The organism is Streptomyces sp. NPDC004667 (genome assembly GCF_040609475.1).
Taxonomy (GTDB): Bacteria; Actinomycetota; Actinomycetes; order Streptomycetales; family Streptomycetaceae; genus Streptomyces.
This window is the reverse complement of the sequence record NZ_JBEXKC010000050.1, coordinates 25,643-45,172: the sequence shown is the minus strand read 5'-3', so window position 1 is coordinate 45,172 and position 19,530 is coordinate 25,643. Positions and strand designations below refer to the sequence as shown.

22 protein-coding genes are annotated in these 19,530 nt (G+C 73.2%); 11 read left to right on the top strand and 11 right to left on the bottom strand.

From position 1 onward, the window contains the following. Positions 1-29: 29 nt before the first annotated feature. Positions 30-401, top strand: a complete 372-nt coding sequence (locus ABZW32_RS25380) for an STAS domain-containing protein (protein WP_356219663.1) — start codon at positions 30-32, stop codon at positions 399-401. Here the strand turns inward: ABZW32_RS25380 and ABZW32_RS25375 are convergent. The 3 genes from ABZW32_RS25375 to ABZW32_RS25365 form a co-directional block, all read right to left on the bottom strand. Then, positions 318-1,295, bottom strand: coding sequence for a sigma-70 family RNA polymerase sigma factor (locus ABZW32_RS25375; RefSeq protein WP_356219661.1), 978 nt, complete (start codon positions 1,293-1,295; stop codon positions 318-320). The genes ABZW32_RS25380 and ABZW32_RS25375 overlap by 84 nt on opposite strands. Positions 1,296-1,376: 81 nt before the next feature. Beyond that, on the bottom strand, positions 1,377-2,093 hold the full coding sequence (locus tag ABZW32_RS25370) for a L,D-transpeptidase family protein (RefSeq protein WP_356219658.1): 717 nt from the start codon (positions 2,091-2,093) through the stop codon (positions 1,377-1,379). A gap of 246 nt (positions 2,094-2,339) precedes the next feature. Beyond that, complete coding sequence (locus ABZW32_RS25365) at positions 2,340-3,635, bottom strand: MFS transporter (RefSeq protein ID WP_356219655.1); 1,296 nt, start codon at positions 3,633-3,635, stop codon at positions 2,340-2,342. Between the two features lie 119 nt (positions 3,636-3,754). On the opposite strand from ABZW32_RS25365, the gene ABZW32_RS25360 reads away from it, so the two are divergent. After that, entirely contained in the window at positions 3,755-4,672 is a 918-nt protein-coding gene (locus ABZW32_RS25360; protein ID WP_356219653.1) for a LysR family transcriptional regulator, read from the top strand. Between the two features lie 15 nt (positions 4,673-4,687). Here the strand turns inward: ABZW32_RS25360 and ABZW32_RS25355 are convergent, their stop codons facing one another. Together ABZW32_RS25355 and ABZW32_RS25350 are read right to left on the bottom strand one after the other, a co-directional pair. Beyond that, a complete protein-coding gene (locus ABZW32_RS25355) occupies positions 4,688-5,323 on the bottom strand; it encodes a hypothetical protein (protein ID WP_356219650.1) in 636 nt (211 codons plus the stop codon). 20 nt (positions 5,324-5,343) lie between these two features. Further along, positions 5,344-6,405 (bottom strand): helix-turn-helix transcriptional regulator, encoded by a 1,062-nt coding sequence (locus ABZW32_RS25350; RefSeq protein ID WP_356219647.1) that lies wholly within the window; start codon positions 6,403-6,405, stop codon positions 5,344-5,346. 144 nt (positions 6,406-6,549) lie between these two features. On the opposite strand from ABZW32_RS25350, the gene ABZW32_RS25345 reads away from it, so the two are divergent. Further along, a complete protein-coding gene (locus tag ABZW32_RS25345; RefSeq protein WP_356219645.1) occupies positions 6,550-7,827 on the top strand; it encodes an ATP-grasp domain-containing protein in 1,278 nt (425 codons plus the stop codon). 73 nt (positions 7,828-7,900) lie between these two features. After that, on the top strand, positions 7,901-9,403 hold the full coding sequence (locus ABZW32_RS25340; RefSeq protein ID WP_356219644.1) for a CehA/McbA family metallohydrolase: 1,503 nt from the start codon (positions 7,901-7,903) through the stop codon (positions 9,401-9,403). A gap of 4 nt (positions 9,404-9,407) precedes the next feature. On the opposite strand, the gene ABZW32_RS25335 is transcribed toward ABZW32_RS25340, so the two are convergent. After that, on the bottom strand, positions 9,408-9,776 hold the full coding sequence (locus ABZW32_RS25335; protein WP_356219641.1) for a cupin domain-containing protein: 369 nt from the start codon (positions 9,774-9,776) through the stop codon (positions 9,408-9,410). Positions 9,777-9,862: 86 nt separating this feature from the next. Next, a complete protein-coding gene (locus tag ABZW32_RS25330) occupies positions 9,863-10,582 on the bottom strand; it encodes an alpha/beta hydrolase (RefSeq protein WP_356219639.1) in 720 nt (239 codons plus the stop codon). A gap of 113 nt (positions 10,583-10,695) precedes the next feature. On the opposite strand from ABZW32_RS25330, the gene ABZW32_RS25325 reads away from it, so the two are divergent. The 3 genes from ABZW32_RS25325 to ABZW32_RS25315 all read left to right on the top strand — a co-directional run bounded on the left by ABZW32_RS25325 (position 10,696) and on the right by ABZW32_RS25315 (position 13,129). Then, positions 10,696-11,844 carry an adenosine deaminase gene (locus ABZW32_RS25325; RefSeq protein ID WP_356219637.1) on the top strand — a complete coding sequence of 383 codons (1,149 nt, stop codon included), beginning with the start codon at positions 10,696-10,698 and terminating at the stop codon, positions 11,842-11,844. Between the two features lie 136 nt (positions 11,845-11,980). Beyond that, positions 11,981-12,250: a hypothetical protein gene (locus tag ABZW32_RS25320; RefSeq protein WP_356219635.1), complete on the top strand. Its 270-nt coding sequence runs from the start codon at positions 11,981-11,983 to the stop codon at positions 12,248-12,250. A gap of 132 nt (positions 12,251-12,382) precedes the next feature. Beyond that, positions 12,383-13,129, top strand: a complete 747-nt coding sequence (locus ABZW32_RS25315) for a hypothetical protein (RefSeq protein WP_356219632.1) — start codon at positions 12,383-12,385, stop codon at positions 13,127-13,129. Positions 13,130-13,258: 129 nt separating this feature from the next. Here the strand turns inward: ABZW32_RS25315 and ABZW32_RS25310 are convergent, their stop codons facing one another. From ABZW32_RS25310 to ABZW32_RS25300, 3 genes are all read right to left on the bottom strand, one after another. Next, positions 13,259-13,477, bottom strand: a complete 219-nt coding sequence (locus tag ABZW32_RS25310; RefSeq protein ID WP_356219629.1) for a PspC domain-containing protein — start codon at positions 13,475-13,477, stop codon at positions 13,259-13,261. 68 nt (positions 13,478-13,545) lie between these two features. Next, complete coding sequence (locus tag ABZW32_RS25305) at positions 13,546-14,055, bottom strand: VanZ family protein (RefSeq protein ID WP_356219690.1); 510 nt, start codon at positions 14,053-14,055, stop codon at positions 13,546-13,548. Positions 14,056-14,201: 146 nt separating this feature from the next. Further along, positions 14,202-14,837 (bottom strand): PH domain-containing protein, encoded by a 636-nt coding sequence (locus ABZW32_RS25300; protein ID WP_356219626.1) that lies wholly within the window; start codon positions 14,835-14,837, stop codon positions 14,202-14,204. A gap of 114 nt (positions 14,838-14,951) precedes the next feature. On the opposite strand from ABZW32_RS25300, the gene deoC reads away from it, so the two are divergent. The 3 genes from deoC to ABZW32_RS25285 are packed head-to-tail and all read left to right on the top strand — an operon-like array spanning position 14,952 to position 18,242. Further along, positions 14,952-15,914, top strand: coding sequence for a deoxyribose-phosphate aldolase (gene deoC / locus ABZW32_RS25295; RefSeq protein WP_356219688.1), 963 nt, complete (start codon positions 14,952-14,954; stop codon positions 15,912-15,914). 5 nt (positions 15,915-15,919) lie between these two features. Then, positions 15,920-17,356 carry an aldehyde dehydrogenase family protein gene (locus ABZW32_RS25290; RefSeq protein WP_215148402.1) on the top strand — a complete coding sequence of 479 codons (1,437 nt, stop codon included), beginning with the start codon at positions 15,920-15,922 and terminating at the stop codon, positions 17,354-17,356. Continuing rightward, positions 17,349-18,242 (top strand): aldehyde dehydrogenase family protein, encoded by an 894-nt coding sequence (locus ABZW32_RS25285; RefSeq protein WP_356219623.1) that lies wholly within the window; start codon positions 17,349-17,351, stop codon positions 18,240-18,242. Before ABZW32_RS25290 ends, ABZW32_RS25285 begins: the two co-directional genes overlap by 8 nt. Before the next feature lie 67 nt (positions 18,243-18,309). Here ABZW32_RS25285 and ABZW32_RS25280 read toward each other — a convergent pair whose 3' ends face one another. After that, positions 18,310-18,660 (bottom strand): hypothetical protein, encoded by a 351-nt coding sequence (locus tag ABZW32_RS25280; protein ID WP_356219620.1) that lies wholly within the window; start codon positions 18,658-18,660, stop codon positions 18,310-18,312. Positions 18,661-18,846: 186 nt separating this feature from the next. Between ABZW32_RS25280 and ABZW32_RS25275 the strand changes: the two genes are divergently transcribed. Continuing rightward, entirely contained in the window at positions 18,847-19,443 is a 597-nt protein-coding gene (locus ABZW32_RS25275) for an ATP-binding protein (RefSeq protein ID WP_356219686.1), read from the top strand. The last annotated feature ends 87 nt before the right edge of the window (positions 19,444-19,530 follow it).

Here is a 19,530-nt window from a genome sequence, read left to right as displayed (position 1 = left end):
CGCGCCGCTGGCCATTGTGTTGACCCCCGATGAGTTCCAGGCGCGCCGCCGGTCAACCCGTCATGAAGATCGGACGGCTCGTACTGCCCGGACCCGCCCCCGGTGCCGAGGACGCGGCGCGGCTCTGCGCGCGCCTCGCCCTGCTCTACGACGGCGGGGCCGACGCGGTGGTGTGTGACGCGACGGCCGTGACCGCGCCCGGACTCGGGGCCGTCGAGGTGCTCGCGCGGCTGCGGCTGGCCGCGCGGGGGCGCGGGGCCTTCACCGTGACCGGCGCCGGCCCCGCACTGCGGGCCCTGCTGGGCCTCGTAGGCCTGTCAGAGCTGCTCGGGGAGGCCGAACAGCGGGAACCAGCGGGCGGTGTCGAGGAAGGCGTTGAGGCCGACGATCTTCCCGTCTGAGATCTCCAGTACCTGGAGCGCCCACGGCACGTGCCCGGTCCCCGAGGGGGCGGGCCGGTACTGGCCGAAGGCCGGCATGCCGTTCGCCGTGGTGGGGACCAGACGGGAGCCCTTGCAGCCGATGCCCTGGTTCAGGTGCCACGCCGCGATGTCGGCGTGGCCCCGCAGCCACAGGTCGAACGGCGGCATCGACAGCACCGCGTCCTCGTGCAGCAGGGCCGTCAGCCGCGTGATGTCGTAGGCCTCGAAGGCGGACAGGTACCGCCCCAGCAGCTCGGCCTGCGCGGCGTCGAGGGGGTCGGCCGCCTCGCTCTCGCGGACGCGCTGCCCGGAAAGGGTGGCCCGGGCCCGCTGGAGGGCGCTGTTCACCGACGCGACCGTGGTCTCCAGGAGCTGCGCGACCTCCTCCGCCTTCCAGGCCAGCACCTCCCGCAGGATCAGCACGGCCCGCTGCTTGGCCGGCAGGTGCTGGAGGGCGGCGACGAAGGCCAGCCGGACGGACTCCTTGGCCAGCGCCAGCTCCGCCGGGTCGGCGGTCTGCGGCAGCACCCGCGCGTCGGGCACCGGCTCCAGCCAGGTCACCTCGGGCCGCTCGCTGAGCACGGCGGAGGCCTGGTGCTGCGGGGCGGTGAGGTCCATGGGACGGGCCCGCTTGTTGCCCGCGTTCAGCAGGTCCAGGCAGACGTTGGTGGCGATCCGGTACAGCCAGGACCGCAGCGAGGAGCGGCCCTCGAACTTCTCGTACGCCCGCCAGGCACGGATGTACGTGTCCTGCACCGCGTCCTCGGCGTCGAAGGCGGAACCGAGCATCCGGTAGCAGTAGCCGGTCAGTTCGACGCGGTAGCGGTCCATCGCGGCGTCGAGGTCCGGCGGTGTCGTCGCGAGGTCACTCATGGTGTCGCCCCCAGGTAGTTCCGTCTGTGACGGAAACTACCCGAGGGGTCCGACAACGGCAGCCGGGAGCGCGGGGGACTGTCAGGTTCCGGGCTTGCGCCCGTACACGAAGACGTCCTCGCCGTTGCCCAGCAGGCTCCAGTACGCCTTCGCGTCGGCCGTCGTCATGTTCACGCAGCCGCCGGAACCCGGAGGGTTCCACATGCTCTTGGTCACCGAGTGGAAGGCGATCCCGCCGTCGAAGAACTGCGCGTACGGCATCGAGACGTTGTAGAGCGTCGACCAGTGGTCGATGGACCGGTAGTAGATCTTCTTCAGGCCGGTCCGCGTCGGGGTCTCCGCCTTACCGGTGCGCACCGCCACCGGCCCGTACTTCAGCGTCGCGCCGTCCTGGATCCAGCTGAGCTGCCGGGTCAGGTCCACGCAGGCGATCCGGCCCAGGTTGGTGGGACAGGTCCCGGCCGCGTTCGGGTTCTTGCCCGCGGCCCGCTGCGCGAGCATCGTGTTCATCGTCTGCCAGGTCAGCGGGCCCGCGTACCCCATCGTGGGGGTGATCCCGTGGGTGGCCTGGAAGGACTGGATCGCCGCGCAGTCGGCCGCCGACTGCACCCCGTCCACCGGCCGCCCCAGGAACTGCTCCACCTGACGCTGGTAGGGCCCGGTGGTCACGTTGCACGAGGCGGTGGCGGCGGCCTGGGCCGTCCCGCCCCCCGTCAGCACCACCGGTACCGCGAGGGCCAGCGCCCCGCCGAACACCACCGCGGCACGCCGCTTCGCGCGCACCCGTATCCCCGCCATGGGGTCCTCCCCTGCCCTCGCCCCGGGCGTTCGGGGGCCCCATGCCCCGGAAACACGGCGAGTCGCAACGCGAGCGTAGGGTCTGGAGCCGCTTTCGTCAGGAGGTCCGGCACAGTGAAATATGCAGATCGGACGGCCGTTCGCCCGGCCGTCCGATCTTCTGTCCCGGTAGTTCCGGGTCGGTCCCGTCGGTCCCGTCGGTCCCGTCGGTCCCGTCGGTCCCGTCGGTCCCGTCGGCGCCGTCGCTCAGCGGGCCGCCGCGGCCGGAGCCGCGAGCCGCCGTCCGCGCGCCCGCTCCACCCGGGCCGCGTGGGACCCGTAGAGGGTGATCGACGCGACGCCCACCACCGCCAGCAGCGCGATGCCGACCGTGGCCGCCCAGCCCGAAGCGTGGTAGGCCAGCGCGCCCAGGGTGCCGCCCGCGCTGGAGCCCAGGTAGTACGCGGACTGGTAGAGCGCGGAGGCCTGCGCCCGGCCCGACTTCGCCGTCCGGCTCACCGCCGCCGAGGCCACGGCGTGGCCCGCGAAGAAGCCCGCCGTGATCAGCACCAGCCCCGCCAGGATCGCGGCGAGGGAGTCGGCCAGCGACAGCAGCAGACCCAGCGCGGTCGTGGTCACCGCCAGGTACAGCGCCCCGCGCCGACCCGTACGGGCCACCAGCTGACCGGCCGCGGCCGACGAGGCCGTACCCACCAGGTAGACGAGGAACACCGAACCGACCACGCCCTGCGGCAGCGAGAACGGCTCGTCCACCAGCCGGTAGCCGATGACCGTGTACACCGCCCCGAAGACGGTCATGAACAGCGCGCCGATCCCGTAGAGCCGCAGCAGCAGCGGATCGCGCAGGTGCCCGGCGACGGTACGTCCCACCGCGCGCGGGTTCAGCGAGGCCGGCCGGAAGAACCGTGCCCGGGGCAGCAGCACCAGGAAGGCCGCCGCGCAGGCCAGCGCCATCAGACCGACGGCAAGCAGCCCGGCCCGCCAGCCCCACAGCTGCGCGGCCCAGCCGGTCACGATGCGGCCGCTCATGCCGCCGATGGAGTTGCCCGCCACGAACAGGCCGATCGCCCCGACCAGGGCCTTCGGCTTGACCTCCTCCGCGAGGTACGCCATCGCGGAGGCCGGGATCCCGGCGATCGCCGCGCCCTGCACCGCGCGCAGCGCCACCAGCCACTCCAGGTTCGGGGCGAAGGGGACGAGGAGGCCGACGCCGACTGCGATCACCATCGACCAGGTCATCATCCGGGTCCGCCCGAACCGCTCCGACAGCGCGCTGAGCGGCAGGACGAACAGGGCGAGCGCGCCGGTGGCCGCCGACACCGTCCAGCTGGCCTGACCGGCCGTCACGCCGAAGCCGGCGGAGACCGCGGGCAGCAGCGCCTGGGTGGAGTAGAGGAGGGCGAAGGTCGCCAGTCCGGCGGCGAAGAGCGCGAGGCTCATCCGGCGGTAGCCGGGGCGGCCGGGGGAGTGGGCTTCGGGCTGCGGGAACGACGCGGTGGAGGCACCCGAGGTGACGGGTGCCCCGGTATGAGCGGGAGGCATACGTCGAAGGTAGGCCCCTGTTTTTCATGCGTCCAATGCACGAATTCGCGATAATCGATCCACTCGCGCATCACCACAGCTCAGGGGCGTACATGTCAACGAACCGTTACGAAGAAGACATGGCCGTGACACGCCTGCTGGCCCCGCGCCTCGCGTACTTCACCGCCGTCGCCCGGCACGAGCACGTCACCCGCGCCGCGCACGAGCTGGGCGTCCCGCAGTCCACCCTGTCGAGGGCGATGGTCCGCCTCGAACAGGACCTGGGCGTCACGCTGTTCGCCCGCAAGGGCCGCACCGTCGCCCTCACCACGGCCGGCCGCACCTTCCTCGCCTCCGCCGAACGGGCCCTGGAGGGCATCGCCCGCGCGGCCGGCTCCGTCCAGGAGGACGCCGACCCCTCCTTCGGGAAGGTCGCCTTCGGCTTCCTGCACACCCTGGGCCCCGAGACCGTGCCCGGCCTGATCCGCGCCTTCCGGGCCGACCACCCGCGCGTACGGTTCTCCCTCGTCCAGAACTACGGCGAGGCCATGCTGGAGAAGCTCCGGGCCGGAGAACTCGACCTGTGCCTCACCTCGCCCCTGCCCGACGCCCCCGACCTGGTGGCCCGCCGGCTCGACGAACAGCGGCTGCGCCTGGTGGTCCCGGACGACCACCGCCTCGCGGTGCGCAAGCGGATCCGGCTCGCCGAGGCCGCGGAGGAAACCTTCGTCACCCTGGAAGCGGGCTACGGCCTGCGCCGCATCACCGACGACCTGTGCGCGGAAGCGGGCTTCACCCCGAAGGTCGCCTTCGAGGGCGAGGAAGCCGAGACCCTGCGCGGCCTGGTCGCGGCGGGCCTGGGCGTGGCCCTGCTGCCGCCGCCCGCCGTGCCCCGGCCGGGGGTGGTGGAGCTGACGGTGACGGCGCCGCGCGCGGTGCGCCAGATCGGCGTCGCCTGGCTGGACGGCCACCCCGACACCCCGCCGGTGGCGGAGTTCAAGCGCTTCCTGCTGTCCCGCCGCGGGCGCCTGATCCCCGAACTGGAGCCGCTCGTCTAGCCGGGCGGTCGCGTTTCAGTACGGCAGCCCGATCAGCCCCCAGCCGCGCTCCCCGGCCCCCGTGGCCACGTCACCCCACTCGCGCAGGAGCGCGCCGGCGACGTCGAAGGTGGCGAACCAGGCCGGCCGGCGGCCGGCCGAGGCGGCGAAGGGCTCCCGGAGCTCCTCCAGCCGTGGCGCGGCCGTCTCCCAGGCGCGGGTCAGCGCCGCCACCTCGTCCGGGGAACCGAGCGCGAGCACCTCGGGGCGCCACGGTGCGGGGTCGCCCGGGAAGCCGGGGGCGGGCCGGGGGCCGTCGTCCGGTTCCGCTGCCGCCTGCTGGTCCGGGCCGTGCCAGAACAGGCCGCCCAGGAAACGGTCGAGGGCCTCCCGCAGCGCGGGTGAGGCCGACGGGCGCAGGTCCTCCCAGGCCTCGGCGAGCCGGAAGTGCCAGGCGTAGGTACCGGTGGTCCCGAAGAACCGGTACTCGGCGCACCACGGCGTCCGCCGCTGCCACACCCAGCCGCCCGGCACGGTGCGGTCGGCCTCCTCGCACGGATCGCAGCAGTAGTCCGGGCACACGGCGTCGATCAGGGCGTCCAGGCGCGCGGCGGCCGGTATCCGGGCCAGGTGTTCCCAGTCGGCCATGACCACGGTGATGTCCAGTCCCATCGCCGCAGACTAACAACGCGTCAGCGGACCGGTCCGCCGGTTCCGGGGTCCCGGTCCGGGCGGCGGTCCGGGTGGTGGTCCGCGGCAGCGGAGAGCAGGTACCCGGCCTGGAAGCGGGACTTGGCGCCCACCGCCCGCATGATTTCCGCGATGTGCCGCTGGCACGTCCGCTCCGACATCCCCAGCCTGCGCGCGATCACCTTGTCCTCCAGCCCCTCCGACAGCAGCCGCACGATCGTCTGCCGCAGCTCGTCCGAGATCGACCGGGCCGCCTCCGGACTCACCGTCGTGGCGAACGGCTGCGCCCCCAGCCAGGACCGCTCGAAGGCGGCCGTCATGAAGTGGACGACGCTCGGCTCCCGGACCACCAGTGCCGCCCCCGTCCGGTCCGGCACCGCCATCAGCCCGGTCCGCGCATCGAAGATCAGCATCCGCATCAGCCCGTCGCCCAGCGTCCGCACCTGCGCGCCCAGCGCCGTCACCCGCTCGACGTACGCCGCCGTCGGCCGTGAGTAGCGCGCCGTGTGCTGGTAGATCGTCCGCATCCGGACCCCGCGGGCCAGCAGCGACTCGTCCCGCCCGACCGCCTCCTCCAGGGTTTCCTGCGGCCGCCCGCCGCCCGGCTGGGAGGTCAGCAGCTCCCGCTCGCACCCTGCCGCCAGCTCCGTGATCAGCCCGCGCACCGCCCCCAGGTCCGTCACCAGCTCCAGCCGGCCCGCCCCGCTCAGGTCCCGGTGCGCGGCCCCCGCCTCGTACGCGGGCACCAGCGCCTCCAGCCGTCCGCGCAGCCGGTCCATCTCGTCGTGGGTCTCCCGTACGAGCAGCGCCAGCGGGGCCAGCGCGCGGGCCGCCGCCGCCCGGGGCGCCACCGCGGTCCACCGCTCGGGGCCCGTCCCCGGGGCCCGCTGGAGCAGGTGGCCGGCGGCCAGCTCGGTGATCGCGGCACCCGCGCGGACGCCGAGGGCCGAGGTGGCCTCGGCGGCGGTGAAGGCCGGCCGCTCCACCGCGTAGGCGTAGAGGCGTTGCGCGGCGGGGCTCAGATCGCCCCCGCCCTCCGCCCGGTCGACTTCCTCGGCATCCACTGGCATATGCCTATTCGTCCCTGTGTGTGTCTGTTTATAAACCCCTCGTGTTCCCGCAAGGCGGCAACTCGACGCCTGAAAGGGCGACTCAGGCATATGCCGGACCGGCACAGTGGGGGCACGGCGTGACGGGGGGAGCGCGGTATGCGGCAGCAGGGGACGACCACCGGACCACGGCACCGACCCGTGGCGGTCCTGCTCGGCCCGCGCCCGGCCGAGGTGGCCGCCGCCCGCCGTGCGGGCGCGCGCGCCGTGGTGGTCGCGCCGGATCCATCGGTGCCATCCGACCGTGAGGGGGCGGAGCGGCGGGTACGGACGGACTGGCGCGACCACCCCCGCCTGGTCCGGGCCGTCGCCCGGCTGGCGGAGGCCGGCCACGGCCGGGCCCGCGTCTTCGGCTTCGGCCCCGCCACGGCCCTGGCCGCCGCCCGCGCCAACGAGGCCCTCGGTCTGCCCGGCACCCCGGCCTCCGCCGTCTCGGCCCTCATGGACAAGGCCGCCCTGCGCGCCCGCGCCAACACCCTCCACCCCGCCCGGCCCGTCTCCTTCGCACGCTGCGGACGGGCCGCCCTGATCCCCTTCCTCACCACCCTCATCGGCTACCCCTGCGTCATCAAGCCCCGGGCGGGCACCCACGGCGAAGGCGTGCTCGTCGTCCACGACGAGGCCGGGGCACGGGCCGCCGCCCCGTACTACCCCGAGATCACCGACCTGCTGGTGGAGGAGTTCCTTGAAGGCCCCGAACTCGCCGTCCAGACCCTCTCCCGGCAGGGCCGCCACCGCGTCCTCGGCTGGACCAGGACCCTGCCCGCCCCCGACCCCGACCGGGGCCCCTGCCCCGACCCGGGCCCGCCCGCCCACGCCCCCACCGCCGCCGGCCACGACGCGCCCGTCGCCCTCGACCCCGCCACCGCCGAAGCCGTACGGGCCCTCGTACGCGGCGTACTCGACCTCGCCGGCCACCGCGACGGCCCCTCCCACACCGAGGTCGTCCTCACCGCCCGCGGCCCCCGCCTGATCGAGACCCACCCCCACCCCGGCGCCGAGGAGGTCACCCAGCTGCTGCGCCTCGCCCACGGCACCGACGTACTCGCCCACGCCCTCACCGCCGGCCTCGGCCTGCCCGCGCCCGTCCGCAAACCGCCCGCCACCGCCCACGCGGGCCTGCGCTACGTCGACTTCCCGCCCGGCGGCGGCCCCGCCGGCGCCGCCGAAGCCCTCGCCGCCGCCCGCGCCCTGCCCGGAGTGGTCCGCGTCCGGCTCCAGGTCCCGCCGGACGCCACCGTCCACCGGGCCCCCACCGGCACCCTCCACCACGCGTACGTCCTCGCCACCGGCCCGACCCGTCCCGCCCTCACCCGCAGCCTGGACCGGGCCACCACCCTCCTCCACACCCCCACCCCGGCCCCGCGCACCGGCTAGGCCCTGTCGGCCCAGACCCCGCCCCACACACCGAATCCACGCGGGATTCACCTCACCCGGTCACCCTGGGGACATGGCGATGACCCGACGCGATCTGCTGGCGGCCGCCGCGGCCGCCCCGCACGTCCCCTCCGCCGTCACCGGCACGGGCACCGGCACCGGCACCGGGGGAGCCCCCACGACCAGGACCCTGCGCGGCACCATCCCCGCGGGCGCCCCGGACTTCGTCGAAGTCCCCCTGGACGTCCCCGCCGGCGTACGCGAGCTGCACGTCTCCTACACCTACGAGAAGCCCCCGGTGCCGTCCGGCACCCCCGGCAACGCCCTCGACATCGGCATCTTCGACCCGCGCGGCACCGCCCTCGGCGGCCACGGCTTCCGCGGCTGGTCCGGCGGCGCCCGCTCGGAGTTCTTCCTGCGCACCGACGCGGCCACCCCCGGCTACCTGCCCGGCCCCATCGACGCCGGCCGCTGGCACCTGCTCCTCGGCCCGTACACGGTGGCCCCGCGAGGGCTCCCGTACGAGATCACCGCGACCTTCACCTACGGACCCGCCGCCCCCGCGGCCCCGCGCCGCTACCCGCCCCAGCGCGCCCGGGGCCGCGGCCGCGCCTGGTACCGGGGCGACTGCCACGTCCACTCCGTGCACTCCGACGGGCGCCGCACCCCGGCCGAGATAGCCGCCCTCGCCCGCGCCGCCGGCCTGGACTTCATCAACTCCTCCGACCACAACACCCACTCGGCGCACACCGCCTGGGCCGACGTCGTCCCCCCGGAGCTCCTGGTCCTCACCGGAGAGGAGGTCACCACCCGCACCGGCCACGTCCTCGCCGTCGGCACCGACCCCGGCACCTTCGTCGACTGGCGCTACCGGGCCCGCGACGACCGCTTCGGCCGGTTCGCCCGTACGATCCGGGGCGCGGGCGGCCTCGTCGTGCCCGCGCACCCGCACGCCACCTGCATCGGCTGCGCCTGGAAGTTCGGCTTCGGCGAGGCCGACGCGGTGGAGGTCTGGAACGGTCCCTGGACCCCGGACGACGAGGTCGCCCTGGCCTCCTGGGACGCCACCCTGCGCGGCGCCCGCGGCGACCACTGGCTCCCGGCCGTCGCGGCCAGCGACCACCACCGCGACCCGGACCGTGTCGGCACCCCGCAGACCGTCGTCCTGGCCGACGACCTCACCCGCGAGGCGGTCCTGGCGGGCCTGCGCTCCGGACGGTCCTACGCCGCGGAGTCCGACCGCGTCACCGTCTCCTTCGACGCAGTGACCGACCGCGGCGCCCACGCCGGCATCGGCGGGCGCCTGTCCACCCCGGGCCCGGACACGGACGTGCTCGTAAGGCTCTCGGTGACCGGCTCCGCCACCGCTGGCTGCGAGCTGCGGTTGGTGACCGACCAGGGCGTGGTCCTCACCGTCCCCGCCGCCGCGCCCGACGCGGTGCCCGCCCCGTTGGAGTGGCACACCACGCCGGCGCGCTCGGCCTACGTGCGGGCGGAGGTCCGCCACCCGGCGGGCGCCCCGCCGCTGCCGGGCGCCCCGGCGGCGCTCACCAATCCCGTCTTCCTCGACGGGTGACGGATCAGGACGACGGCTTCGCGAAGTTCCCGTACCCGGTCCAGTCCAGGACCACGCACGGCTCGTCGCCCAGCACCCAGGCGTCGTGTCCGGGCGCGATCTGCAGGAAGTCACCGGTGCCGAACTCGCTGCTCTCCCCGTCGTCCATGACGACCTGGATGCGTCCGCTCACCACGTAGCCCGTGTGCGCGGCCTCGCAGCTGTCGGTGCCCGCCAGCGGCTTCACGTGCTCGGACCACTTCCAGCCCGGCTCGCACACGGCCCGCCCGACGGGCCCGTCGGCGGTCTGGAGGAGGTCCATCCTGCCCTTGCCGCCCTCGAACGACCGCGTCTCGTCGGCGCTGTCGAAGCTTCTGCGCACCAGTCCGGCCATCGGTGACCGCCTCCCGCAAGGCACCCCGAGCCACCCCGAGTCCACTCCTCACTCTACGCTCGCGCCGCCCGCCCGACAGTGGATCCTCAGCCCCGCAGGGACCGCCCGAATCCCGAGGCCAGCGGCATCCGCAGCCCCAGCGGCGGCGGCGCGGCCAGGGCGTCGGTCACCGGCCGCGAGTACCGCCCGGAGAACATGGACCCGAGGACGAAGTCCACGCAGAGCGCCACCACTTCCGCCTGGTGGTCCCGCAACCCGTGGCCGTCGGAGTGCACCTCGAACCGACAGGTAGAACGATTCGCCTTCTTGGCCCGCGCCGCCAGCCGGAAGGAGGCCTCCGGGTCGCTGCGCGCGTCGTTCGTGCCGTGCACGATCAGCACGTGCCGGCCCGCGAGCTGTTTCACCGGTTCAGGGGAGGCCCCGCGCGCGGCCTCCGTCAGACAAGGGGCTAGCGCCAGCACCGAGTTGACGGCATCGTGCCCCGCCTCCCGCAGTGCCGCCCCGCCGCCCGCGGAGTAGCCGGCCAGGCACACGGGCACGTCCCCGTAGAGCCGTAACGCCTCGTCCACCGCCCACCGCGCGGCCTCCTCCCGGGAGCCCGCGCCGTGCGCCACGGTGTGCGCGACCAGCCCGTCCCGTCCGCCCGTCCGGGCCAGTGCCCGCGCGAGCGGACGCACCGGACCGGGGGAGAATCTGGACGCTCCGGGAAGCAGGAGCACCACACCACTGACCGTCGAACCCGAGCCGTTCGCGCCGGCCGCCCGCCCCAGACGGGCCCCGCGCGCCGGCGGCGCATGCTGTGCCATGGCGGAACAGTCTCAGACTGACAGGTGTACGCCACCCGTCCGTACGGTCTCTGTTACATATCGACCCCCTGCGCCAACCGGTGCTCTACGCGCGTAGGAGCTAGAGTGCGCAGATGACGAGCGAGACCCCCAACCTGCCCACCCCGGATCAGATCCGCCGCTCCCCGAAGGTGCTCCTGCACGACCACCTCGACGGTGGCCTGCGCCCCGGGACCATCATCGAGCTGGCCCGCGAGGTCGGCTACGAGAACCTCCCCGAGACCGATGCCGACAAGCTGGGCATCTGGTTCCGCGAAGCCGCCGACTCCGGCTCCCTCCCGCGCTACCTGGAGACCTTCGCGCACACCTGCGCGGTCATGCAGACCAAGGAGGCCCTCTTCCGGGTCGCCGCGGAGTGCGCCGAGGACCTGGCCGAGGACGGCGTCGTGTACGCCGAGATCCGCTACGCCCCGGAGCAGCACCTGGAAGCCGGCCTGAGCCTCGAAGAGGTCGTCGAGGCGGTCAACGACGGCTTCCGCGAGGGCGAGCGCCGCGCCAAGGCCAACGGTCACCGCATCCGCGTCGGGGCGCTGCTGACCGCCATGCGGCACGCGGCCCGCGCGCTGGAGATCGCCGAACTGGCCAACCGCTACCGCGACAACGGCGTGGTCGGCTTCGACATCGCCGGTGCCGAGGCCGGGTTCCCCCCCACCCGTCACCTCGACGCGTTCGAGTACCTCAAGCGCGAGAACAACCACTTCACGATCCACGCGGGCGAGGCCTTCGGCCTGCCGTCGATCTGGCAGGCCCTGCAGTGGTGCGGCGCCGACCGGCTCGGCCACGGCGTGAAGATCATCGACGACATCGAGGTCGCCGAGGACGGCTCGGTGAAGCTGGGCCGCCTGGCCTCGTACGTCCGGGACAAGCGCATCCCCCTGGAGATGTGCCCGACCTCGAACCTGCAGACGGCCGCGGCCGCCTCGTACGCCGAGCACCCGATCGGTCTGCTGCGCAAGCTGCACTTCCGTCTGACGGTCAACACCGACAACCGGCTGATGAGCGGCACCAGCATGAGCCGCGAGTTCGAGCACCTGGTCGATACCTTCGGCTACTCGCTCGACGACATGCAGTGGTTCACCGTCAATGCGATGAAGTCCGCGTTCATTCCTTTCGATGAACGACTGGCCATGATCAACGACGTGATCAAGCCGGGCTATGCGGAGCTGAAGTCCGAGTGGCTGTTCCGTCAGACCGCTTCGACCAGCGGAACTGTATCGGCCTAGGCCACGGAATGACCCACGGAAAGCGCCCGGGAGCACCAACTCCCGGGTGCTTTCTCATATGGTCTTATGTTTGCGGCCGAGGGTTTGGAGTGACTAGCTTGCGGAGCCGCTCAATTCCCCGTCGCAAGGACAATTCATGAAGCTGTCAGCTGCCAAGTCCCTCGGTCTCGCTGTCGTCGGAGCCGCCCTCGCCGCGGGCGCTGCCGGTACCGCCTCCGCCGCCGGGCTTCCGGCCGCCAACCTGACGGACGCCCTCAGCACCGTCACGGGGGCCACCAGCTCGCTCACGAACCAGACCGAGCACGGCCAGGACGGCCAGCAGTCCTCCGACCCGACCGCGCCGGTCACCGGCCTGCTCGGCGGCCTGGCCCCGGCCACCGGCGCCCTGAACGGCCTCGGCGGCTGACGCTGCCGCGATGCGCACGCGCGTGCGGCGGACGCACACCCCTTCGAACGGGTGTGTACTCCGCCGTGCGGTGTGCCACGATCGCCCCCAACTGCCCGCCGACGCACGGGGTATGAGGTCTAGGTCATGCGCATGAAGGCACGAGCGACGATGGTCGCGCTGGTTCCCTGCCTGCTCCTCGCGGCGGTGGGGTGCAGTGGATCCCCGGCCCCCGCCGCGGGCAGGTCACCGGACCCGAAGGGTTCCGCGGCGGCCCCCGCCCCGGGCGCCTCCGGCGCCCCGGTCGTCTCCGCCGCGCCCAAGGCGAAGGACGCCACCCTGGAGGCGGCTGCCCTCCGGCAGGGCGACCTGGCCGGCTACCAGATCTCCGCGCAGGGCAAGAACCCCAACGCCCCCGAGGGTCAGCCGCAGGCGGACAAGAAGGCCTGCCAGCCCCTCGCCGACGTCATGGGCGACAAGCCGGACCCGGCGGCGCACGAGACCGTCAACCGCGGCATCGGCTCGCAGAAGCAGGCCGGGCTCGCGGTCTCCGCCTCCGTCAGCTCCTACAGCGAGAGCGACGCCAAGCGGGTCCTCTCCCGGCTGCGCGAGGCCGTGGCGGCCTGCGGCGCGGGCTTCACCGCCACCGTCCAGAAGCAGACCGGCAGCTACCGCGACGTGAAGGCGGCCCCCTACAAGGCCGACGGCGACGAGAGCGTCAGCTGGACCACGACGGCCGCCGCCGCGGGCGTCTCGGCGCAGGTCCACCTGGTCGTCGTGCGCGAGGGGGACCGGGTCGTGCGCCTGATGGCCCTCAACGTGGCCTCCGCCGACAAGAAGGTGCTGGTCCCGCAGGAAGTGGCCGACAAGCAGCTGGAGAAGGTGCGCAAGGCGGGCTGAGCGCCGCTCGGATTCCGCCGGGGCCCGCCGGGGACCGCGGCGGGTCCACCCCCGCGACCGGGGTGGCTGCGGCGGGTACTCACCGCGGCCGATCTACCAGGCCGTCCGCACTTACCAGGCGGTCCGCACCTACCAGGCGGTCCGCGCCGAACCGGTGGCGGAAGAGGCCTTCTCGTTCGGCATCAGCAGCCACAGCGCCAGGTAGATCAGGAACTGCGGGCCGGGCAGCAGGCACGAGAGCACGAAAATGATGCGCATCGTCCGCGCTTTGATTCCGAAGCGGCGCGCGAGGCCGGCGCAGACGCCACCGATCATCCGTCCGTCACGGGGGCGGGTCAACGCGCTCATGGTCTGTCTCCTTCGTGTCGGGACTTTCGTATCGGAACCGCTCGGAATCCCGTGTCCCGTGCGATGTCTCAATACTCCCGCGGTACCGCCGACAGCACCTCGGCCCAGGGGGCGAGGCCGACCCTGGTAATTCTCGGGGTGGACCCCTGAGGCCGCAGCGAGCGCCGCATCCGGGCCCTCAGGGCCGGCAGCACGGCGAGGTGGACGAGGACCACCCCGAGCGTGTTCAGCAGCAGCGAGTCCACGTCCACGACCCGGCCCGGGACCGCGCTCTGCAGCATCTCGATGCTCAGGGAGATCAGTACCGTCGCGGCCGTCGTGCGGCCCAGCGAGGACCACGCGCCCAGCGACGTATGGGTGAGCCGGCCGCCGACCAGCGGCAGCAGCGCCCCCAGCGGGGCCAGCAGGGCCACCCCCTCGCCGATCCGCTGCGCGGCCTCCAGCGGCCCGTAGGCGAGGTCCGCGCGGATGCCCTCCAGGAACTCCAGGTTCGCCGCCGCCGCCCAGGGGACGTCCAGCGGGCGCAGGGTGAGCCATCCGACGAGGACCAGATGAGCGGCCAGCAGGGCCCCGCTCAGGAGGCGGAGCCGGAGCGGGAGCTGTGTGGCGGTGGCGGCGCTGCCGCTGCCCTCAAGACGGTGCACACCCGGGAGGACGCACCCCCCGGCGGCGCCGGTTCCGGACCTGCCGGGGGAGTGACGTAATTCGCCGGTCGCGCGCCGGGTCAGCCCGTGGCGAGCAGGACGATCAGCGCGACCGCACCGACGACGGCGGGGGCGATGATCTCGTAGGCCCACTTCACGGTGACGGAGCCCTGCGCCGTCGGCCGCCCCGCCCCGCGCTCGGCGAGCTCGCGCAGCTCGTCCACGACCTGGTCGGCGGCGGCGCGCTGGGGCCCGGCCGCGGCCGCCGCGTCCGCGGCGTCGTCCTGCCCGAGCCCCTTGCCGCTCAGCGCGTCACGGCGGCTGAACTTGCGGCTCGCCTTCTTGCGCTCGCGCAGCGACACCGGCACCGACCAGAGCTGGTACTTCGACCCCTCCGCGAGCACCTCCGCCGAGTACCCGGCGCGGACCGCGTCCACGGCCGCCCAGGGCAGCTCGATGACGCGGAAGGGGTTGCGCACCCGCATCCGGTCGTCGTTGGCGAAGACGGCCGGCCGCAGGGTGAAGGCGACCGTCAGAGGTACGGCGAACAGCGCGATGGCGAGTCCGACCCAGCGGGCGCTCCCCTCGCCGCGTACGACGGCGTCCCCGCACAGCCACGCGATCAGGGCCAGCAGCCCCACCCCGGTGACGACGGCCATGGGGGAGCGGTAGACGCGGTCGGCGTAGACCGGCTCGTGGGGGGAGGGCGTAGTCATGCCGCCGATTGTGCCGTACACCCGGCCGGGTGCACCGATGACGGATGTCACGCGCAGATGTGCGCGAGGGGGGTGACAGGAAGCTACGCGCGTAGATATGCTCATGTGGTGACCATGCCCACCACCCTCACCGCATTCGCTGACGTGACGACGTCCGACAGCGCGCTGCGCCGCTTCCTGCACGGGCTGCCCGGCGTAGACGCAGTCGGCCTGGAGGCCCGCGCGGCCTCGCTCGGCACCCGCTCGATCAAGACGACGGCCAAGGCGTACGCCATCGACCTGGCCATCTCGATGATCGACCTGACCACGCTCGAGGGTGCGGACACCCCGGGCAAGGTGCGGGCGCTCGCCGCCAAGGCCGTCAACCCCGACCCGACCGACCGCGGCACGCCGATGACCGCCGCGGTCTGCGTCTACCCCGACATGGTGGCCACCGCCAAGGCCGGGCTGAACGGCGCCGACGTCAAGGTCGCCTCCGTCGCCACCGCCTTCCCGGCCGGCCGCGCCGCCCTGCCCGTCAAGCTCGCCGACACCCGTGACGCCGTCGCCGCCGGCGCCGACGAGATCGACATGGTCATCGACCGTGGCGCCTTCCTCGCCGGCCGCTACCTGGACACGTACGAGCTGATCAAGGCCGTCAAGGAGGCGTGCGTCCGCGAGGACGGCACCGCCGCCCGGCTCAAGGTGATCTTCGAGACCGGCGAGCTGTCCACCTACGACAACATCCGCCGCGCCTCCTGGATCGGCATGCTCGCGGGCGCCGACTTCATCAAGACCTCCACCGGCAAGGTCGGCGTCAACGCCACCCCGGCCAACACGCTGCTGATGCTCGAAGCCGTCCGCGACTTCAAGGCGCAGACCGGCATCCAGATCGGCGTGAAGCCGGCCGGCGGCATCCGGACGACCAAGGACGCGCTGAAGTTCCTGGTCCTGGTCAACGAGACCGCGGGCGCGGACTGGCTGACCAACGAGTGGTTCCGCTTCGGCGCCTCCAGCCTGCTGAACGACCTGCTCATGCAGCGCCAGAAGCTGAGCACCGGGCGTTACTCCGGTCCCGACTACGTGACGGTGGACTGATCACCATGGCATCCCTCTTCGAGTACGCACCGGCCCCCGAGTCCCGCTCGGTCGTCGACATCGCCCCCTCCTACGGGCTCTTCATCGACGGCGAGTTCACCGACGCCGCCGACGGCAAGGTCTTCAAGACCGTCTCCCCGTCCTCCGAGGAAGTCCTCGCCGAGGTCGCCCAGGCCGGCGCCGCCGACGTCGACCGCGCCGTGAAGGCCGCCCGCAAGGCCTTCGAGAAGTGGTCCGCGCTGCCGGGCTCCGAGCGCGCCAAGTACCTCTTCCGCATCGCCCGGATCATCCAGGAGCGCAGCCGCGAGCTGGCCGTCCTGGAGACCCTGGACAACGGCAAGCCGATCAAGGAGACCCGCGACGCGGACCTCCCGCTCGTCGCCGCGCACTTCTTCTACTACGCGGGCTGGGCGGACAAGCTCGACCACGCGGGCTACGGCGCGAACCCGCGCCCGCTGGGCGTCGCCGGCCAGGTCATCCCGTGGAACTTCCCGCTGCTGATGCTGGCCTGGAAGATCGCCCCGGCGCTCGCCACCGGCAACACCGTCGTGCTGAAGCCCGCCGAGACGACCCCGCTCTCCGCGCTGTTCTTCGCGGACATCTGCCGCCAGGCGGGCCTGCCCAAGGGCGTCGTCAACATCCTCACCGGCTACGGCGACGCGGGCGCGGCCCTCGTCGAGCACCCGGACGTCAACAAGGTCGCCTTCACCGGCTCGACCGCCGTGGGCAAGAAGATCGCCCGCCACGTCGCCGGCACCGACAAGAAGGTCACCCTGGAGCTGGGCGGCAAGGGCGCCAACATCGTCTTCGACGACGCGCCCATCGACCAGGCCGTCGAGGGCATCGTCAACGGCATCTTCTTCAACCAGGGCCAGGTCTGCTGCGCGGGCTCCCGCCTGCTGGTCCAGGAGTCGATCCACGACGAGCTGCTGGACTCCCTCAAGCGCCGCCTCTCCACGCTGCGCCTGGGCGACCCGCTCGACAAGAACACCGACATCGGCGCGATCAACTCCGCCGAGCAGCTCGCCCGGATCACCGCGCTCGCCGAGACCGGCGAGGCCGAGGGCGCCGAGCGCTGGTCCCCCGCGTGCGAGCTCCCGTCCGCCGGCTACTGGTTCGCCCCGACGCTCTTCACGAACGTCACCCAGGCGCACACCGTCGCCCGCGACGAGATCTTCGGCCCGGTGCTGTCCGTGCTGACGTTCCGCACCCCGGACGAGGCCGTCGCCAAGGCCAACAACAGCCAGTACGGCCTGTCCGCCGGCATCTGGACGGAGAAGGGCTCGCGCATCCTCGCGGTCGCGAACAAGCTCCGCGCGGGTGTCGTCTGGGCCAACACGTTCAACAAGTTCGACCCGACCTCGCCCTTCGGCGGCTACAAGGAGTCGGGCTTCGGCCGCGAGGGCGGCCGCCACGGCCTGGAGGGCTACCTCGATGTCTGAGTCGACCCGTCTGAACGTCTTCAAGACCTACAAGCTGTACGTCGGGGGCAAGTTCCCCCGCTCCGAGAGCGGCCGGGTGTACGAAGTGACGGACTCCAAGGGCAACTGGCTGGCCAACGCCCCGCTGTCCTCCCGCAAGGACGCCCGTGACGCGGTCGTCGCCGCCCGCAAGGCCTTCGGCGGCTGGTCCGGCGCGACCGCGTACAACCGCGGCCAGATCCTCTACCGCATCGCCGAGATGCTGGAGGGCCGCCGCGAGCAGTTCGTCCGCGAGGTCGGCGAGGCCGAGGGCCTGTCGAAGTCGAAGGCCGGCGCGGTCGTCGACGCGGCCATCGACCGTTGGGTCTGGTACGCGGGCTGGACGGACAAGATCGGCCAGATCGTGGGCGGGGCCAACCCGGTCGCGGGCCCGTTCTTCAACCTCTCCACCCCCGAGCCGACGGGCGTCGTCACGGTCGTGGCCCCGCAGGACTCGTCGTTCCTGGGCCTGATCTCGGTGATCGCCCCGGTGATCGCCACCGGCAACACCGTCGTGGTCATCGCCTCGGAGGAGTCTCCGCTCCCCGCCCTGTCCCTGGGCGAGGTGCTGGCCACCTCCGACCTCCCGGGCGGCGTGGTCAACATCCTCTCCGGCAAGGCCGGCGAGATGGGCCCCCACCTGGCCTCCCACCAGGACGTCAACGCCATCGACCTGGCGGGTGCCGACGCGGCCCTCGCCAAGGAGCTGGAGATCGCGGCGGCGGACAACCTCAAGCGCGTCCTGCGTCCACAGCCTGTGGACGACTGGAGCGCCGACCCGGGCACCGCGCGCATGACCGCCTTCCTGGAGACGAAGACGGTCTGGCACCCGACGGGCTCCCTGGGCGCGGGCGGAAGCTCTTACTAGGCCGGCTTCGCCGACGCGGCCCCTTCGGTTCAGCCGACCGTGGGGGCCGCAGGCGTAGGCGGCAGGCCTACTTCGGCAGGACCGGGGACAGCAGGGAAGTCACGGCGGCCGTCGGGAGCTCCTTCACCGACGGGCCCTGCGTCAGGATGCCGGTGACCGCGGTGGTCCCGACCGAGGGGAAATCGGCCACCTTCGTGGCCACGCCGTTGTCCAGGGGGTCCACGCCGGTGTGCGCCAGCGGGTTCACCTTCAGGTTCCCGATCGGATTGGCGACCCCCGCCACGGCCGCCGGGACGTCGAGTTCCCCGGCCTGTGCGGCGCCCGCCGCCATCGCCAGGGCCGCGCCGGCCATCGAGAGGGTCAGGCCGGCGGCGCGGAGCCGCTTCGGCGAAGGGTCGGAGGCTGCGTGACGTGCCATGGGTTCCCGCCTGTGCTCGTAGTCGAGTGCGCACGCAGCGTAGCCGAGGGCGTCCGCCCGATTCCAGCCGCCGATCGGTGTGAGGGTCGTCGCAGCGGCTGTCCGCGGTGTGTTGATACGCCGGGTAATGCCGCACACTTATGACCCGTGAGCTGTTCATCTCCCCTTCCCACGCGCGTCGTCCTGCTGACCGGTCCCTCGGGATCCGGCAAGTCCTCGCTCGCGGCCCGCTCGGGCCTGCCCGTACTGCGCCTGGACGACTTCTACAAGGAGGGGACGGACCCGACCCTCCCGCTGGTCGAGGGCAGCTCCGACATCGACTGGGACTCCCCGCTCTCCTGGGACGCGGACGCCGCCGTCGCCGCCATCGAGGAACTCTGTGCGACGGGTCGTACGGAGGTCCCCGAGTACTCCATCGCCACCTCCTCGCGCACCGGCTCGGAGGCCCTGGACATCGACCGGACCCCGCTGTTCATCGCGGAGGGGATCTTCGCCGCCGACATCGTCGTGCGCTGCCAGGAGCTCGGGCTGCTCGCGGACGCGATCTGCCTGCGCGGCCGGCCCTCGACCACCTTCAGGCGGCGGCTCGCCCGGGACCTGCGGGAGGGCCGCAAGTCCGTCCCGTTCCTGCTGCGCAGGGGCTGGCGGCTGATGCGGGCCGAGCGCGGCATCGTGGCGCGGCACGTCGGGCTCGGCGCGCACGCCTGCGCCCGTGACGAGGCCCTCGGCCGTCTCGCCGCCGCGGCGGCCGGCCGTCACCGTACGGCGAACACCCCGGCCTGATCCGCCTGAACCGCGGGGGAGAAATGAAAAGGCGGGATCACGCGGACCCCCGCCCGCTTGATCCCGCCTCTTCTCCCCCCGCGGCCC

What these genes read in the sequence shown, in the direction of transcription:
- ABZW32_RS25355 (WP_356219650.1), bottom strand. Translation starts at nt 5,323, where the DNA reads ATGGGACTGGACATCACCGTGGTCATGGCCGACTGGGAACACCTGGCC.
- ABZW32_RS25285 (WP_356219623.1), top strand. Translation starts at nt 17,349, where the DNA reads ATGTCTGAGTCGACCCGTCTGAACGTCTTCAAGACCTACAAGCTGTAC.
- ABZW32_RS25300 (WP_356219626.1), bottom strand. Translation starts at nt 14,837, where the DNA reads ATGACTACGCCCTCCCCCCACGAGCCGGTCTACGCCGACCGCGTCTAC.
- ABZW32_RS25325 (WP_356219637.1), top strand. Translation starts at nt 10,696, where the DNA reads ATGACGAGCGAGACCCCCAACCTGCCCACCCCGGATCAGATCCGCCGC.
- ABZW32_RS25290 (WP_215148402.1), top strand. Translation starts at nt 15,920, where the DNA reads ATGGCATCCCTCTTCGAGTACGCACCGGCCCCCGAGTCCCGCTCGGTC.
- ABZW32_RS25280 (WP_356219620.1), bottom strand. Translation starts at nt 18,660, where the DNA reads ATGGCACGTCACGCAGCCTCCGACCCTTCGCCGAAGCGGCTCCGCGCC.
- ABZW32_RS25370 (WP_356219658.1), bottom strand. Translation starts at nt 2,093, where the DNA reads ATGGCGGGGATACGGGTGCGCGCGAAGCGGCGTGCCGCGGTGGTGTTC.
- ABZW32_RS25345 (WP_356219645.1), top strand. Translation starts at nt 6,550, where the DNA reads ATGCGGCAGCAGGGGACGACCACCGGACCACGGCACCGACCCGTGGCG.
- ABZW32_RS25315 (WP_356219632.1), top strand. Translation starts at nt 12,383, where the DNA reads ATGAAGGCACGAGCGACGATGGTCGCGCTGGTTCCCTGCCTGCTCCTC.
- ABZW32_RS25310 (WP_356219629.1), bottom strand. Translation starts at nt 13,477, where the DNA reads ATGAGCGCGTTGACCCGCCCCCGTGACGGACGGATGATCGGTGGCGTC.
- ABZW32_RS25360 (WP_356219653.1), top strand. Translation starts at nt 3,755, where the DNA reads ATGGCCGTGACACGCCTGCTGGCCCCGCGCCTCGCGTACTTCACCGCC.
- ABZW32_RS25365 (WP_356219655.1), bottom strand. Translation starts at nt 3,635, where the DNA reads ATGCCTCCCGCTCATACCGGGGCACCCGTCACCTCGGGTGCCTCCACC.
- ABZW32_RS25320 (WP_356219635.1), top strand. Translation starts at nt 11,981, where the DNA reads ATGAAGCTGTCAGCTGCCAAGTCCCTCGGTCTCGCTGTCGTCGGAGCC.
- ABZW32_RS25380 (WP_356219663.1), top strand. Translation starts at nt 30, where the DNA reads ATGAGTTCCAGGCGCGCCGCCGGTCAACCCGTCATGAAGATCGGACGG.
- ABZW32_RS25330 (WP_356219639.1), bottom strand. Translation starts at nt 10,582, where the DNA reads ATGGCACAGCATGCGCCGCCGGCGCGCGGGGCCCGTCTGGGGCGGGCG.
- deoC (WP_356219688.1), top strand. Translation starts at nt 14,952, where the DNA reads ATGCCCACCACCCTCACCGCATTCGCTGACGTGACGACGTCCGACAGC.
- ABZW32_RS25375 (WP_356219661.1), bottom strand. Translation starts at nt 1,295, where the DNA reads ATGAGTGACCTCGCGACGACACCGCCGGACCTCGACGCCGCGATGGAC.
- ABZW32_RS25340 (WP_356219644.1), top strand. Translation starts at nt 7,901, where the DNA reads ATGGCGATGACCCGACGCGATCTGCTGGCGGCCGCCGCGGCCGCCCCG.
- ABZW32_RS25335 (WP_356219641.1), bottom strand. Translation starts at nt 9,776, where the DNA reads ATGGCCGGACTGGTGCGCAGAAGCTTCGACAGCGCCGACGAGACGCGG.